Source organism: Sphingomonas degradans (assembly GCF_053502645.1).
This window is the reverse complement of sequence record NZ_CP177172.1, coordinates 405,270-420,396: the sequence shown is the minus strand read 5'-3', so window position 1 is coordinate 420,396 and position 15,127 is coordinate 405,270. Positions and strand designations below refer to the sequence as shown.

Here is a 15,127-nt window from a genome sequence, read left to right as displayed (position 1 = left end):
TTTTTCGGGGAACGTGGCGCTGGGTCGATCAGAAAGGCCGACCGGAAGCCGTTGATCCTGTGCGCGCCTTGACGGAGGCAGCATTGAAATGCGGTCAGCGACGTTTTCAGTGGCGCGGCTTAGACACTGACCACGGCAACGAAATGCTTTTCGCAAACGATCAGGCGGGCCAACGCGCGCTCACCTGCATGGGGCGTAAGGTGTCCTTTGACTTCTACGCCCGCGTCGAACGCATCACCGCCAACTAAGCCCGCCGCGATGTCTGAAAGCCGACTGTCCGCTTTCCACCAGAATACGAAATTCCGCACAGGCTGCCGCCTCCCCAGGAGCGGATTTTGCGAGCCGTGCTCATTCCTCCCCCGGAGGGAGCGCCGGGTTGGATTGCCCCCGGCAATCCAAGATCGTGCCGGGGGCACGATCGACCTGCGCTGGGGACCGGCGAAGCCGGTGGAGGGGTAATCTCCACGGGCGACAACGATGATGTAACGGATCGCGACTTCCAGGTCGGACAAGACCACCTGTGCTGGAATGCGAAGTACCCGAACGCCTTGCGCGCGAAGCCAGCTGTCGCGCATCGCGTCTCGCTCTGGCCGATCACCGCGCGCGTGCGCCTCCCCATCGACCTCGACGGCAAGTTTGGCCGCCGGACAGAAGAAATCCAGGACATAGATGCCTGCGGGATGCTGACGGCGAAACCGCAAGCCTGCAGGGCCGGTTCGAAGCGCCTGCCAAAGGAGAACTTCGGGCAAGGTCAACTGCCGGCGCAGATGACGGGCAAAATCCTGCGTTTTCTTCGGGCCGTGGAGCATGCGGAGACTACCCCTCCACCAGCCTGCGGCTGGTTCCCCTCCCCCTCCGGGGGAGGATTAAAGAAAGCGCCATCCGCGCACCCGCGCAATGGCGCCTGGCCACCAACTCCCGCTATCCCCTCCCCCACACGCCCGGCAAAGGGGCCACGCCACCAGCGCGCGCCCCCCCCCCATCACATCGCGTGGAACACCCCACACGCAATCCGCCCGCCCGAATTGCCCGAAGGGTCGGTCTTATAGTCATCCGGCCCGGCATGAACGACCAGCGCCGCGCCGTCCGCATCCAGCAGCCCCTGATACGTCCCGCCCGGCAGGGTGAAGATCGTGCGGTCGCGCCCGTCCTCGCCGACCTGCAGGTTCGGCATGTCGCCCGCGTGCGGGCCCATCGGGTTTTCCTTGCCATGCTGGTGCTGGGTGGGGTTCCAGTGCCCGCCCGCGCTGGCGAAGTCGGGCCCCTCGCACTTGCCGACGGTGTGGACATGCGTGCCGTGCGCGCCCTTGGGCAGGCCGTGCGTCTCCACGATCACGCGGATCGCGCCGTCGACTTCCTCGGCCACGGCCTTGCCGACATCCTCGCCGCTCGGCGTGCGCAGATCGGCCTGGGCGCGGTAATGCCCGGCCATATAGCGCGCATTCTTCTCGGGCGAGGTGCAACCGCCCACCAGCACCGCCGCCGCCACGGCTGACGCCGCCACAATCCGCATGTTCACCATCGATCCAGCTCCTCGAGTCCCTGATCCCCCCTCAATGGACCGTGCGGCGCGCGGTTCCAAGGGGGGCGTGCGTCAGGGCGCGGGCGTGGCCGGACAGGCGCCGCCGCGCACCCCGCTCACGCTGCCGACGCCCAGGACGATCTTGGCCCGCCGCTCGAACGTCAGCGCCTGCCACCGCCCGCTATTGCCCACCGCCGTGCGGCTGCGCAGGAAGGTGAGGTGCAGCATCTCGTATTGCTCGGGCTCGATCATGCCGAAATCGATCATGCAGCCCCATTTCTCGACATTCCACGCCGCGTCGCGCTGCACCCCGTCCTGGTCGATCGTCGCGGCCAGCGCGCCATACCAGCCGAATATCGCGCGCAGCCTGCTCCACCGCTCGCCCGCCGGCATCGCCGCCAGCTTGGTGCGCAGCCGCGCCAGGTCCTCGTCCGAGGGGAAAAATCCCTGCTGCACCTTGGTATCCACCGCCCAGCGCACCTTGCGCATCGTGATCGGCTGGCCGGGAAACACGCGGAGCAAATCCAGCCGCACCGCCTCCAGCAGCGCGACATAGGCGTTGGTCTGCACCTGGAGCATCGCGTCGCTTTCGAAAATCGCGGTCAGCTCGGCGAGGATGACGGGGTTGAGCTTGCCGTCGGCCCCATGCGCCGCAAGGATGCCCGCACGGCATTTGTCGCCCACCGGCACCTTCATGCAGTCCTTGGAAAACAACAGCTTGCCATAGACCGGCGCCAGCGCCTTCAGCCCGCGTTTGAACCGCCGCCGCGATCCGAAACTGTCCTTCCACGCCGCCAGCACCGGCTGGAGGCTGCCGGTGCCATAGTTCCACTGCGACATGCCGACCGAGACGAGCTGGCTGTCGAAATTGCCCACCGGCATCGCCCAGCATCCCATCGTCTCGGGGATCGAGGTTTCGTGCATCAGCGCAAAGATCGCCGCGCGGTCCACGCCGATCTCGCCCAGCCGCGCCGCGCTTTCGGGCGCGATCGTCAGGAACGGCGCATCGCCGACCGGGCGGCAGGGCAGCGGCACGGGGGCTGCGGCGATCATCGGCGGCGGAGGGGGCGCCGCCTGTTGCGCGGCCGCCGTCCCCGCGACCACCAGCCCCATCGCCCCCAGCACTCCGGCCAAAATCCCGCGCAACGCCCGTCCTCCCGATAGCGTCGCCACGCTGGCACAGCCGCACGCGGCCCGCCAATCCTCTCGCGGCTGCCGGCAATAGCGTCAGGCTATGGCGCGGCGCGGCGGGCACCCCTCAAAATATAGCCGTCATCCCGGCGAAAGCCGGGACCTCGTGCCACTAGGCGACGCGCCTCACTCCCCCTCGCCGACCCGCGCCCCAATATGCGCCTGCCCGCGCTTCGCCGCCAAAGTCGCCTGCCGATGCCGCTCGGCATAGCGGGTGCGCTGTTCGTCGGTGCGCGCGTCGTGGCAGGCGGGGCAGCTGACCCCCTCGACATATTCGGGCATCGCGCGCTGTTCGGGGCTCACCGGCATCCGGCATGCGCGGCACAGCGCGTGGCTGCCCGTCGCCAGCCCGTGGAGCACCGACACCCGCTCGTCGAACACGAAGCACTCGCCATGCCAAGTGCTCTCCGCCTCGGGCACCTGCTCCAGATAGGCCAGGATGCCGCCCTTCAGGTGATAGACGTCGTCCAGCCCCTCGGCCTTGACGAACGCCGTCGCCTTTTCGCAGCGGATGCCGCCGGTACAGAACATCGCGACCTTGGGCGCCTTGCCCTGCGCGATCAGCGCGTCGCGCTGCGCCCGGAACCAGGCGGGGAATTCGCGAAAGCTCCGCGTCTTCGGGTCGATCGCGCCGTCGAAGGTGCCGATCGCGACTTCGTAATCGTTGCGCGTGTCGATCAGGATCGTGTCGGGCTCGGCGATCAGCGCGTTCCAGTCCTGCGGCGCGACATAATGGCCGACATCGGCCAGCGGATCGATGTCCGGCTCGCCCATCGTCACGATCTCGCGCTTGAGTCGCACTTTCATCCGGTGGAACGGCATGGTCGCCGCGCGCGAGGTCTTGACCTCGATCCCGGCGCAGTCGGGCAGCGTGCGGACATGGTCGAGCACTGCCTCGATCCCCGCATCGCTCCCCGCGATCGTCCCGTTGATCCCCTCGCGCGCGAGCAGCAGCGTGCCCTTCACCCCGTTCGCCCGGCAGCACGCCTCCAGCGGCCCCTGGAGCGCGGCGGGATCGTCGAAACGGGCAAAGCGATACAGGGCGGCAACGCGAAAAGGGGCAGGCTCGGACACGGAATTTCCCAGGGGTCGCCGGACCACCCGGCGCGCGGCCGCCCTTAGCGCAAACCGGGCCGCCGCGCCAAATCGCCGCGCAGGACCGATGCCGCGCGCCGGGGCTGCCCCGTCGCGCGGCGCCATCGTCCCGGTCGCGCGGTTCAGGGCGCAGTGACGTTGATCGTCGGGTCCCAGGAATAATAGCCCACCGTCGCGGGCAGGTTGTTCGTGGTCGTTACCAGCATGAAATAGATCATGTACTGCTCGGGCGAAGTACCCTCATTGCTCGCGATCGTCGCCTGCATGGTATAGTAATATTGTACGGCGTCGGTATACGCCGGGCCGGTATTCGGAATAGGCACGGTCATGATCGGCATAGACGGCTGAAGCTGGAGCGGGATCGGCGTGGTCATCACATTGGTGCCGCCGAACGTCGTGATCTGATACGGCAACGCGTACATCATCGTTTCTTGCGACAACGTACTGAACGTCCAGCGGATATTGTCGCCGACATTGGCGACGATGCTCAGGTCTGCCGTCGCCTGCGTTGTCGGGGTGGTACTTGCCACATACTGCGGCTGTGTCACCATGTAGATATATTCGTGCGGAATTGGCGTCGGCGTTGCAAATGTTCCGGGATTATTGTCATTGAAAATTGTCTGCGCGTCGATGACGACATCGATATTGATCGTAGCCATGTCATTTCCCCTCACGAGCCCCTGGATCGGCTCGGCATTTTATTTGTCGGGGTATTTATTGCCGGTCAACGCCACCGCTAAAGTGTAAGGTCATCATTGGAGGTTATTATATTTCCGCCAACATTCCGTTAGAGCAATTTCACATTGACCGTTGATATCCAGCGGCCTGGAAGAAGTTGGCACATTCGCAGGGCGGGAAGCGATCAAGGAGTTCGCCGATGCGCTCGACAAGAGCATCGACGGTTCGGGCTGGCTGCTGGCGCAGGAGTGCCTTGAGCTTGGCGAAGGCCATCTCGATCGGGTTCATGTCGGGGCTGTAGGGAGGCAGGTAGAAGAGCTGGGCGCGCCGGGCGGTGATCGCCTCGCGGATGCCGGCCACCTTGTGGGCGGGCAGATTGTCGAGCACCACGACATCGCCGCGCCGGAGCGTGGGGGCCAGGACGTCGCGGACATAGACCCGGAAGGCATCGCCATCCATCGGCCCATCGAGCACCCAGGGCGCGGTCATGCCGGTCAGGCGCAGGCCGGCGATGAACGTCATCGTCTTCCAGTGTCCGAACGGCACGTGATCGCGGCAGCGCTCGCCGACCGGCGCCCAGCCATAGAGCCGCGCCATCTTGGTGTTCACCCCTGTCTCGTCGAGGAAGACGAGGCTTTCAGGGTCGATGAACGGCTGGGCTGCCCGCCACAGCTTGCGACGTGCCGCCACGTCCGGCCGCTCCTGCTCGGCTGCGTGCAGGGCTTTTTTTAAACGACAGGCCGAGCCGCCGAACCGCGTTCCACATCGCGCCGGTGCTGAGCCCGATCCCATGTTCGGCCAGCAGCCACGCCTGCGCCTGCGCCAGCGTGATCCCAGGCCGCGAGCGGATGTGCGCCGCCAGCACCAGTTCCTGTGCCGGGGAGAGTTTGCGCGGAGGACGGCCGCGGTTCGGGTTGATCCCGGCATCACCGGTCAGCCGCCGTCGAATCCGCGCCTTGTAGATATAGGCAATACTGACCTTGAAGATTACTGCTGCCGCGCGGACCGGCATCCCGCTGTCCACCGCCGCCAGCACCCGATCACGCAAATCCTGCGAGTAACTCTGCCCAGGTCGCCAACCCATCGCCGCCTCCTTCGTGACGGCTGCCTATGAATCACACGATCAGCGAAAAGGGAATCCCCCGTGATTCCACCCGTCGTGAACCCGCTCTAGCAATACTTCGCCGCATACTGCGCCGACAGGATCTAAAGATTTACGGTTACCGAACCCTCGATTACGGACGCGATCCTCAATGCCCCGCCCCGCCACGGGGCGCGCCGCGATACCGGGAAATCCTGGCTGTTCAGAACAAATGCGCGCCCCCCCCCCGCCCCAAGCGGCGGAAAACCGCGCCGGCCCAGCGCATTCGCACGTCCAGCAACATAACAAAATCTGGCCCGCAAACCACAACCCGCCGCGATCCCACTATACAGCGTCAATGGGGATTTCTGGCTGCAGTGTCGCCCGCGATGTCCCGCTGACGGTTCGGCTGAAAAGGTAGTTGCAATGCTGTGGTTTGAGAAGAAGGCGCCCATCCGCCGCAAGACGCTTGTCGCGTTCGGGACGATGATCGGGCTGATGGCGCTCGTCGCGCTGGTATCGCTGTTCGGCGACAACTGGATCACCTTCGGCATCCAGCTCGCGCTGGTGGCGACCGCCGCCGTGCTGGCGCACCGTTTCCGCGAAGCGATCTGCGTGCCCTATGTCAACACGGTGGTCCGCATGGAGGCGCTCGCCGCCGGCGACCTTGCCTCGCCCATCGCCTATACCGACTATGAGGACTGCGTCGGTCGCATGACCAAGGCGATGTTCACTTTCCGCGACACCGCGGTCGAGCAACAGCGCCAGGCCGCCATCCAGGCCGAGATCGTCAAGACGCTGGGCGAAGTGCTCCAGCAGCTCAAGCAGGGCGATCTCACCGCGAACATCGACGCCGATTTCCCCGGCGGCTATGCGGCCCTCAAGTCCAACTACAACGACGCGCTCGCCACGCTGCGCACGCTGATCGGCGCGGTGATGGAGTCGACGGAAACGATCCGCACCGGCGCGAGCGAAATCGCGCAGGCATCGGAAGACCTCGCCCGCCGCACCGAAGCCAACGCCGCCAATCTCGAGGAAACCTCGTCCGCCGTGACGCAGATGGACGGCCGGCTCAAGGCGACCGCCGAAGCCGCAATCCGCACCGTGGCGCGTGCCGACGGCGCGATCACCACCGTGTCGGGCGGACGCCAGATTGCCGACGACGCGGTCCAGGCGATGATGCGCGTCAGCGACAGCGCCAAGGGCATCGACAGCGTGATCGAAGGCCTCGACAAGATCGCCTTCCAGACCCGCGTCCTCGCCATGAACGCCGCGGTCGAGGCAGGCCGCGCCGGTGAGGCGGGTCGCGGCTTCGCGGTGGTCGCCGACCTCGTCTCCGCCCTCGCCATGCGCGCCGAGGAAGAGGCCGGCCGCGCCCGCGACCAGCTGACCACCACCCAGGCCGAAATCGGCACTGCCGTCGAAATGGTGCAGAAGGTCGACGGCGCCTTTGCCGGCATTTCGAGCGATGTGGGCGAAGTCCACGCGCTGCTCGGCAACATCGCCTCCGACAACCAGGCGCAATCTTCCGCGATCACCCAGATCAGCGCCACGGTGGGCACGATGGACAACGCCACGCAGCAGAACGCGGCGATGGTCGAGCAGACCTCGGCGGCGGCCCGCAACCTCAGCAGCGAAGTGACGGCGCTGGCCGAGCAGGCATCGGCCTTCACGATCAGCCGGGGCACCCGCCGCGCCGCCCCGCGCCCGTCCCCTGCGCCGACCCGCGCGCTGCCCGTCGCCGCGCTTGCCCATGGCAAGGCACATGCGGAGTGGGCCAGCTTCTGACCGCACGGGCGGCCCACGCGCCGCCCGCCCGTTACTCCCCGCTCCCCTCGCCCTGGCGCGCGGGGAGCAGGGGCCGTCCCCCCGCCCCCTCGCGCGCGATGCGCCCGCGCTCCGCCGCCTGCGCCGCCCGGTGCCGGTACAGCGCGTCGAGCTTCTGCATCAGCGCGGCGTTGGTCTCGTCCTCGGTCGCGCGCGTCGCGAAAATGCCGCCCGCCGCGCGCGCCGCCGCACGGGCCCGCTCGACCAGCCCCTCCTTGTCGCCCGCCTCGACCGCCGCCGCCTGTTCGCGCTGGAGCAACAGCCGCAGCAGACCGTCCGAATAGCGCCGCCGCCGCGACAGCTCCACGCCGTCGCGCGTCACCACATCGTCCCAGCCCTTGACCGCGCGCTCGAACGCGGCCTGCTCGATCGTCGGCACCGCCTGCGCCAGCGCCCGCCGCCACGCCCGCGCGAACTCGGGCGCGGCCCGCCGCAGCCGATAGGCCGAGGTGCTGGAGATCCGCACCCGCGCACAGGCATCGCGCACGCACCCCGTCTCGCTCAGCGCCCGAAGGAACGCGCGCTGGCGCAGCGGCGTCCAGCCATCGTGGCGCACCCGGTAATCCTGCCCGCAGAGACCTTGCGCCGGCAGCCGCGCCTGCATCCGCTCCGCCCGCGCCGCCCGCCAGCGCGCCAGCGCCGCCGCCCATTCCCCCGCAAAGTCCGCATCGCGCCCGCGCAGGGCATAGGCGCTCGCCACCGTCAGCCCGGTGGCCGCACAGGCCCGCCGCACATTCCCCTCCACCGCCAGCCGCGCCAAAAACACGCCCCGCGCCTGCGCATCCCAGTTCGAACTCCGCCCCATCCCGAATCCCTCCGACTCGCCAAGGGGGAATCAGTTATACACGGAAATCCTACTAGTAAAGAACAAATGTAGAACATTTGGAGAGATTTTGTGGATGCGGTGGAAGCAGACGACCATAGACGGTCGTTCAAACCAGGTTTCACGAGTGCCTGCTCCTGAAAGAAGCTGCCGATGGAACGCTCCGAAGCGGAAGGTTCTCCTCAAGCGTCTCACCGCTGCAGTTGCTTACTCGCTTTGTGATTGCCAATCCGGTCGTGCATGGGCATCAAGTCAGACGGGGGATGAATATGACCTTGTCGGCCGACCTTATCAGCAAGCCACTTCGGGAGAAGTCAGCGACTGGAGGGCGTTACGAATATCAAACGATGTGGGGCTTGGCCTTGTTGTTCGAGCAACATGGTACGCAGGATAACTACGCCATCGTTTTCGAGTTTCACGACGATGTCATTCTGCTGAATAGTGCGACGGAGCCGACGACAGCCAGATTCTATCAAGTAAAGTCCAAAGCGACGAATGGCGGTTGGTCGCTGACCAAACTCCTCCAGCGCGAGAAGGTGAAGACTGAGGCGGGGACGAAGGAAAAGCCTTCCCACATTGATAAGATGTTCGACAATGTTGCCAAATTCCCTGACGCGGCCCTGTCAGCGGATTTTATTTCAAATCAGCTTTGCGGCTTCAATACGAACACGACCTTCCGCCTGAAGGAGTGCGAGCCAGCCGACTTCGAGAAAGTCGTCAAGTCTGTCCGGGAGGCCTATCCATCGGCCACCAATGCCCAGATTGGGTTGTTGGGCTTCCAGCACACCAATCTCAGCGTGGGCGACGTCGTTTCGCATACGAAGGGAAAGCTGCAGACCTTCATCACCGAGAATCTGGGCGAAGTATGGTTCAGCCCGGAGGCAGTGTATCGGGCGATCGCCGAAGAGTGCCGACGAAAGGCCAACTTCCAAGGCGAGATAGTTTCGCTGCAACAAGCGATTAAGGACAAAGGCTTGACTAAGGTCAATGTCCAGGAATGGCTCGACGCCATCGCGAACAACAGCAGATCGCCCGAGTGGGGCGAAATTGCTCCGAACCTGACCTACGCATTCTCGGACCAGCGCCTGATTAGCCGAGAATACGGGGTCTATCGGACGGTCGCGCTGAACTCGGCCGATCGAGCCGTACACCGAGTTCGGATGGCGATCACGGCGACGCTGGCACCCGTCATCGAAGATGCGAGCCTGACCCTCACGCAGATGGTTGAGGCGGTTTTCGTGCAAGTGGAAGAAACCGGACAGAAATACCTGTCACCGTTCAGCCCGGCCCGGCTGAGAGCGATGATCATCTATGAAATATATGCGCATTAAGCGGCAGGATCGGTTCAAGCGTCTGGTAAGAAGCCTCAGAAAGAAGTCGTATGAAAAGCTTGAAGTTGCAAAGGCTTCTGCTCCTCTCCCGGATCGAGAAGAAGGCACGTCAGGAGAGGTTTGACGCTGAGTCCACGGTGATTTTCGGCGAAAACGACACCGGCAAATCGCACCTCATGAAATCGATCTATGGCGCATTCGGCGCGGACTCTTCTGTGATCAACGAGAAATGGTCCAACGCCTCGGTCACGATCATGCTGCGATTCTCCGTCGGCGACGAATACTACGCGATCCTTCGCATGGACGACCAAATCGCGCTGTTCGACGGCAATGATGCGTTGCTCTGGAGCGCTTCCGGCCTGGTCAAAGAAGTAGGTCCTAAAATCGCCGAGCTGCTTGATTTCAACATCATGCTTCCGACCAAATATAACGACTTGATCGTGCCGCCCCCGCAATTCTGCTTCCTCCCCTTCTATCAGGATCAGGACCGGGGTTGGGATGACACTTGGGGCTCCTTCAAGGGGCTGTCGATGATCTCGGACTTCAAGCGCGGGATTCTCGAATACCATACCGGCATCCGCCCTCGAGAATACTACGAGGCCAAGGCCAAGCGGGGGGAAGCCCAGCGCGAGCAGAATGAGCTCAAGGCCGAGCGCCGCGCCCTGGACCGCGCGACCGAGCGCCTGCGCAATGGACGGTCTCCGGTCACTGTGACCTTCGCGCCCGAAATGTTTGGCAGCCAGATTGAACAGCTGCTCGCGGAGCTAAACGAGCTACAAGCAGTCTATGAGGGCGTGAAGCGAAAGATTTCCGAACTCCAGTCCCGGCGGGCCGTGCTGGTCGAGGAGATCGAGATTGCACGTGTCGCCCTTCAGGAGCTGGACGCCGACGTGAAGTTCTCGCAGAGCTTGACGGACGAACAGGTTGTTTGCCCGACCTGCAACACCGTTCACGACAACGACTTTGCCAGTCGGTTCAGCCTGATCAACGACGCCGACGCGTGCCGAGGGTTTCTGGCAAGCGCTCAGCATTCGCTAGCCCAAGTCGAGGGGGATGTGGCGCGCCAGATGGAGTCCCTTGCAAGCTATGGGGACAGGATCGCGCGCATCGATAAACTGCTCGATGATACACGCGGCGAGATCAAGCTTCGCGACATGCTGAAGGATGAAAGCGAGCGCATCGTCGATGCGACCATCGCTGCAGAGCGCGACGTGATCGACGTGGGCATTTCAGGCTGGTCCGAGAAGGAAGATACCGCGAACGCTTTGATGAAGGAGCTCAGTGACTCCGAGCGCAAAGCCAAGATCGTGTCATTCTATGCCGAAAAGCTCATCGCATTTGCGTCGGATCTGGGCGTGGACTTCGGAAAGGCAGCGAGGAAGAGCGTCTCACCCAAAATCAACGAAACGGGGAGCTATGGGCCGCGGGCGATCCTAGCCTATCACTTCGCCCTGCTGCACACGATTCGGGAGTTCACGACGTCCTGCCTTTGCCCGATCATCCTGGACACCCCCCTGCAGCAGGACCAAGACGAAAAGAACGCTGCGGCAATAATCTCATTCGCACTGAAGAATCGTCCGAAAGACATGCAACTCGTGCTGGGAACGGTATCGATGCACGGCGTCGAGTATGAGGGCCACTCGATCAATCCAACGGTGAAGGAGTCTCTGCTGCGCCGCGAGGATTTCGATGAGGTCAGCGACTATTTGCGGCCGTTCATCAACAGGATGCTCGGTCAGGATCAAGGCGAGCTGATTTAGGCCGTGAAGCCATCGAGAGCCCAACGCAAATACCGTATGTCCGCTCCCGACTGAACCTGCCGTTCGACGCGTAGCTTGGAAACGGCAGCGAAGTCCCAAACCCCTCCCCCCACCCCACCCGGCGTAGGAAGCCCCCCCCCCAAACCCCACCCCTTCCCCCCACCCCTTCCCCCTGCTATCGGCTCCCTCGAATCTTCGCATTCGCAGCACCCCGGTGCGCCCGCGCGGCCCCATGGCCGCGTCCCCCGAGCGCCCCGGACCGGACAGACAGGGAAGGAACCCGCGCCCCATGACCGCCATCGGCAAGGACAGCCTCGGTACGCGTGACACGCTCACCGTCGGCACCAAGGCTTACGCATTTTACTCGCTGCCCAAGGCGGCGAAGAAGCTGGGCGATATTTCGCGCCTGCCCTTCAGCATGAAGGTGCTGCTGGAAAACATGCTCCGCTTCGAAGACGGCACCACCGTCACGCGTGAGGATGCGCAGGCGATCGTCGACTGGCAGAAGGATGCCCGTTCGAACCGCGAGATCCAGTATCGCCCCGCGCGCGTGCTGATGCAGGATTTCACCGGCGTTCCCTGCGTCGTCGATCTGGCGGCGATGCGCGATGCCATCACCAAGCTGGGCGGCGATGCGGCCAAGATCAATCCGCAGGTGCCGGTGCACCTCGTGATCGATCACTCGGTCATGGTCGACGAATTCGGCACGCCCAAGGCGTTCGAGGACAATGTCGAGCTGGAATATGAGCGCAATGCGGAGCGTTACGAGTTCCTGAAATGGGGTTCGAAGGCGCTCGACAATTTCTCGGTCGTGCCGCCGGGGACGGGCATCTGCCACCAGGTGAACCTGGAATATATCGCCCAGTCGATCTGGTCGTCGGTGGCGCCGGATGGCGCGACGATCGCCTATCCCGATACGCTGGTCGGCACCGACAGCCACACCACGATGGTCAACGGCCTGGGCGTGCTCGGCTGGGGCGTGGGCGGGATCGAGGCGGAAGCCGCGATGCTCGGCCAGCCGGTGTCGATGCTGATCCCCGAAGTCGTCGGCTTCAAGCTGACCGGCGCGCTGGCAGAGGGCATCACTGCCACCGATCTGGTGCTGACCGTGACGCAGATGCTGCGCGCCAAGGGCGTGGTGGGCCGCTTCGTCGAATTCTATGGCCCGGGCCTGCATTCGATGACGCTGGCCGATCGTGCGACGATCGCGAACATGGCGCCGGAATATGGCGCGACCTGCGGCTTCTTCCCGATCGACGACAAGACGATGGACTATCTGCGGCTCACCGGCCGCCCGGAAGAGACCGTCGCGCTGGTCGAGGCCTATGCCAAGGCGCAGGGCATGTGGCACGACGTCGACAGCCCCGAGCCGATCTTCACCGACACGCTCGAACTCGACATGGGCAGCGTGCGCCCGTCGCTGGCGGGCCCGAAGCGTCCGCAGGACCGCGTCAGCCTGGATACCGTCGACGAAGTGTTCAACGGCGACCTGACCAAGGTGTATCACAAGGATCACGCCGTGCGCGTGGCCGTGGAAGGCGCCGCGCATGACATCGGCGACGGCGACGTCGTGATCGCCGCGATCACCAGCTGCACCAACACGTCGAACCCCTCGGTGCTGATCGCCGCGGGCCTGGTGGCGCGCAAGGCGCGGGCGCTCGGCCTGACGCGCAAGCCCTGGGTAAAGACGTCGCTGGCCCCCGGCTCGCAGGTCGTGACCGATTATCTGAACAAGGCGGGGCTGTCCGAGGATCTGGACGCGATCGGCTTCAATCTGGTCGGCTATGGTTGCACGACCTGCATCGGCAATTCGGGCCCGCTGGCAGAGCCGATTTCGGCGGCGATCAACGGCAACGACATCGTCGCCGCGTCGGTGCTGTCGGGCAACCGCAACTTCGAAGGCCGCGTGTCGCCGGACGTGCGCGCGAACTTTCTCGCCTCGCCGCCGCTGGTGGTCGCCTATGCGCTCAAGGGCACGGTGACGCAGGACATGTACGAAACCCCGATCGGCGAAGGCACCGACGGCCCGGTGTACCTGAAGGACATCTGGCCGACCAACGCCGAGGTCGCGGGGCTGATGGCCGCCAACATCGACGACCAGATGTTCCGCACGCGCTACGGCAACGTGTACCAGGGCGACCGCCACTGGCAGAACATCACCGTCGAAGGCTCGGACACCTATAAGTGGCCGGCTTCAAGCACGTACATCCACAACCCGCCCTATTTCGAAGGCATGTCGATGACCCCGGCCCCCGTCCAGGACATCCTCGACGCCAAGCCCCTCGCCATCCTCGGCGATTCCATAACCACCGACCACATCTCCCCCGCCGGCAGCATCAAAGCGGACAGTCCGGCCGGAACTTTCCTGCAAAATCATCAGGTTAGCAAGAAAGACTTCAATTCCTACGGCGCCCGCCGGGGCAATGACGAAATCATGGTTCGCGGGACTTTTGCGAATATACGGATCAGAAACGAGATGGTCCCCGGCGTCGAAGGCGGCATGACCCGCTATGGCGGCCAGGTCATGCCGATCTATGACGCAGCCATGCGCCACAAGGCCGACGGCACGCCGCTGGTGATCGTCGCCGGCAAGGAATACGGCACCGGCTCGTCGCGCGACTGGGCGGCAAAGGGCACCAACCTGCTCGGCGTCCGCGCGGTCATCACCGAGAGCTTCGAGCGTATTCACCGCTCGAACCTGGTCGGCATGGGCATCCTGCCGCTCCAGTTCGCCGAGGGCGTGACGCGCGAGACGCTGAAGCTCAAGGGCAGCGACGTCTTCACGATCACCGGCGTCGCCGGCCTGCGCCCGCGCCAGGACGTCGAAGTCACGCTGACTCGCGAGGACGGCACGGTCGAGACGTTCCTCACCCGCTGCCGCATCGATACCGTCAACGAGCTGGAATATTTCCTCCACGGCGGCATCCTCCAGTACGTGCTGCGCAACCTCGCCGCCTGAGCCGCGCCGTACCGGAACAAGAAAGGGAGGGGTCCGCCCCTCCCTTTTTTTGTGCGCCGTTGCCAAGGCTGTACGCCGGATGAACCAAAAAGGGCGGAGATGCCCCATTGCGCCGCATGGCCCGATCCCTGCCCCAAAAGGTCACGGTATCGCCCCATTGCTGCAACCCGCCGAAACCCGCACGCAGGGTTCGGCCGCAATCTCCTGACCACGCGCCGCCGGCCCCGGCCCTGTGCGGCGCGCAGTTAGTCAGGAGTACCGCAATGAACGCTTTCCGTATCACCCTCGCCGCCACCGCAATGGCCGCCAGCGCCCCCGCCTTCGCCCAGGAAGCGACCGACTTCGCCGGCCCGCGGGTGGACGCCAGCATCGGGCTGGACCAGCTTCGCTTCGATCTCGCCTCGGTCGGGCAGGACGGCCGCGCGAAGCAGAGCGACCTCGGCTATGGCCTGACCATCGGCTATGACGCCGCCGTCGCCCCGCGCGTGCTGCTGGGGATCGAGGGCGGGGTGAACCTGTCCGATAATCACTATGTCACCGGCGACGCCACCACCGGGGGCGAACTGCGCCAGCGCCGCGAACTGACGCTCGCCGGACGCATCGGCACGCCGCTGACCGCGAACACGCTGCTTTACGGCAAGGTCGGCTATGCCAACCTCCAGGTGCGTGAGGACCAGACGGTGGCCGGGGTCACCGCCAGCGACCGGCGCGACCTGGACGGCGTGCTGCTGGGCACCGGCATCGAAGTGAAGATGTCGCCGACCACCTATTGGAAGAGCGAATATCGCTACACCAACTATGCTGACGGCGTCGCAAGCAACAAGGTGACCACCGGGGTCGGCATCCGCTTCTGACCCGGC

At 64.7% G+C, this 15,127-nt stretch carries 12 protein-coding genes; 5 read left to right on the top strand and 7 right to left on the bottom strand.

What is annotated here, in order from left to right:
- Positions 1-119: 119 nt before the first annotated feature.
- From ACG3SL_RS01935 to ACG3SL_RS01910, 6 genes are all read right to left on the bottom strand, one after another.
- Complete coding sequence (locus ACG3SL_RS01935; RefSeq protein WP_448663454.1) at positions 120-809, bottom strand: endonuclease domain-containing protein; 690 nt, start codon at positions 807-809, stop codon at positions 120-122.
- 173 nt (positions 810-982) lie between these two features.
- Positions 983-1,513 carry a superoxide dismutase family protein gene (locus tag ACG3SL_RS01930; protein WP_448665222.1) on the bottom strand — a complete coding sequence of 177 codons (531 nt, stop codon included), beginning with the start codon at positions 1,511-1,513 and terminating at the stop codon, positions 983-985.
- An 81-nt stretch (positions 1,514-1,594) separates the two neighbouring features.
- Positions 1,595-2,668, bottom strand: a complete 1,074-nt coding sequence (locus tag ACG3SL_RS01925) for a hypothetical protein (protein ID WP_448663453.1) — start codon at positions 2,666-2,668, stop codon at positions 1,595-1,597.
- 171 nt (positions 2,669-2,839) lie between these two features.
- Complete coding sequence (trhO, locus tag ACG3SL_RS01920; protein WP_448663452.1) at positions 2,840-3,787, bottom strand: oxygen-dependent tRNA uridine(34) hydroxylase TrhO; 948 nt, start codon at positions 3,785-3,787, stop codon at positions 2,840-2,842.
- A 143-nt stretch (positions 3,788-3,930) separates the two neighbouring features.
- Positions 3,931-4,467 (bottom strand): AidA/PixA family protein, encoded by a 537-nt coding sequence (locus ACG3SL_RS01915; RefSeq protein ID WP_448663451.1) that lies wholly within the window; start codon positions 4,465-4,467, stop codon positions 3,931-3,933.
- 139 nt (positions 4,468-4,606) lie between these two features.
- Positions 4,607-5,570 (bottom strand): IS630 family transposase gene (locus tag ACG3SL_RS01910; RefSeq protein ID WP_448663449.1). Its coding sequence is split into 2 segments (ribosomal slippage): positions 4,607-5,218 and positions 5,220-5,570, totalling 963 coding nucleotides; the frame shifts between segments, so codons are not numbered across the junction.
- 423 nt (positions 5,571-5,993) lie between these two features.
- On the opposite strand from ACG3SL_RS01910, the gene ACG3SL_RS01905 reads away from it, so the two are divergent.
- Positions 5,994-7,355, top strand: coding sequence for a methyl-accepting chemotaxis protein (locus ACG3SL_RS01905; RefSeq protein ID WP_448663448.1), 1,362 nt, complete (start codon positions 5,994-5,996; stop codon positions 7,353-7,355).
- Positions 7,356-7,386: 31 nt separating this feature from the next.
- Here the strand turns inward: ACG3SL_RS01905 and ACG3SL_RS01900 are convergent, their stop codons facing one another.
- Entirely contained in the window at positions 7,387-8,199 is an 813-nt protein-coding gene (locus ACG3SL_RS01900) for a hypothetical protein (RefSeq protein ID WP_448663447.1), read from the bottom strand.
- Positions 8,200-8,486: 287 nt separating this feature from the next.
- Here ACG3SL_RS01900 and ACG3SL_RS01895 point away from each other — a divergent pair, with 287 nt between their 5' ends.
- From ACG3SL_RS01895 to ACG3SL_RS01880, 4 genes are all read left to right on the top strand, one after another.
- Positions 8,487-9,548, top strand: a complete 1,062-nt coding sequence (locus tag ACG3SL_RS01895) for a dsDNA nuclease domain-containing protein (protein WP_448663446.1) — start codon at positions 8,487-8,489, stop codon at positions 9,546-9,548.
- 50 nt (positions 9,549-9,598) lie between these two features.
- A complete protein-coding gene (locus tag ACG3SL_RS01890) occupies positions 9,599-11,308 on the top strand; it encodes a hypothetical protein (protein WP_448663445.1) in 1,710 nt (569 codons plus the stop codon).
- A 289-nt stretch (positions 11,309-11,597) separates the two neighbouring features.
- Positions 11,598-14,267 carry an aconitate hydratase AcnA gene (gene acnA / locus ACG3SL_RS01885; protein WP_448663444.1) on the top strand — a complete coding sequence of 890 codons (2,670 nt, stop codon included), beginning with the start codon at positions 11,598-11,600 and terminating at the stop codon, positions 14,265-14,267.
- A 263-nt stretch (positions 14,268-14,530) separates the two neighbouring features.
- On the top strand, positions 14,531-15,121 hold the full coding sequence (locus ACG3SL_RS01880) for an outer membrane protein (protein ID WP_448663443.1): 591 nt from the start codon (positions 14,531-14,533) through the stop codon (positions 15,119-15,121).
- Positions 15,122-15,127 lie beyond the last annotated feature (6 nt).

Coding starts and splice junctions, on each gene's coding strand:
- ACG3SL_RS01935 (WP_448663454.1), bottom strand. CDS start 809: ATGCTCCACGGCCCGAAGAAAACGCAGGATTTTGCCCGTCATCTGCGC.
- ACG3SL_RS01890 (WP_448663445.1), top strand. CDS start 9,599: ATGAAAAGCTTGAAGTTGCAAAGGCTTCTGCTCCTCTCCCGGATCGAG.
- ACG3SL_RS01900 (WP_448663447.1), bottom strand. CDS start 8,199: ATGGGGCGGAGTTCGAACTGGGATGCGCAGGCGCGGGGCGTGTTTTTG.
- ACG3SL_RS01915 (WP_448663451.1), bottom strand. CDS start 4,467: ATGGCTACGATCAATATCGATGTCGTCATCGACGCGCAGACAATTTTC.
- ACG3SL_RS01905 (WP_448663448.1), top strand. CDS start 5,994: ATGCTGTGGTTTGAGAAGAAGGCGCCCATCCGCCGCAAGACGCTTGTC.
- acnA (WP_448663444.1), top strand. CDS start 11,598: ATGACCGCCATCGGCAAGGACAGCCTCGGTACGCGTGACACGCTCACC.
- ACG3SL_RS01895 (WP_448663446.1), top strand. CDS start 8,487: ATGACCTTGTCGGCCGACCTTATCAGCAAGCCACTTCGGGAGAAGTCA.
- ACG3SL_RS01930 (WP_448665222.1), bottom strand. CDS start 1,513: ATGCGGATTGTGGCGGCGTCAGCCGTGGCGGCGGCGGTGCTGGTGGGC.
- ACG3SL_RS01880 (WP_448663443.1), top strand. CDS start 14,531: ATGAACGCTTTCCGTATCACCCTCGCCGCCACCGCAATGGCCGCCAGC.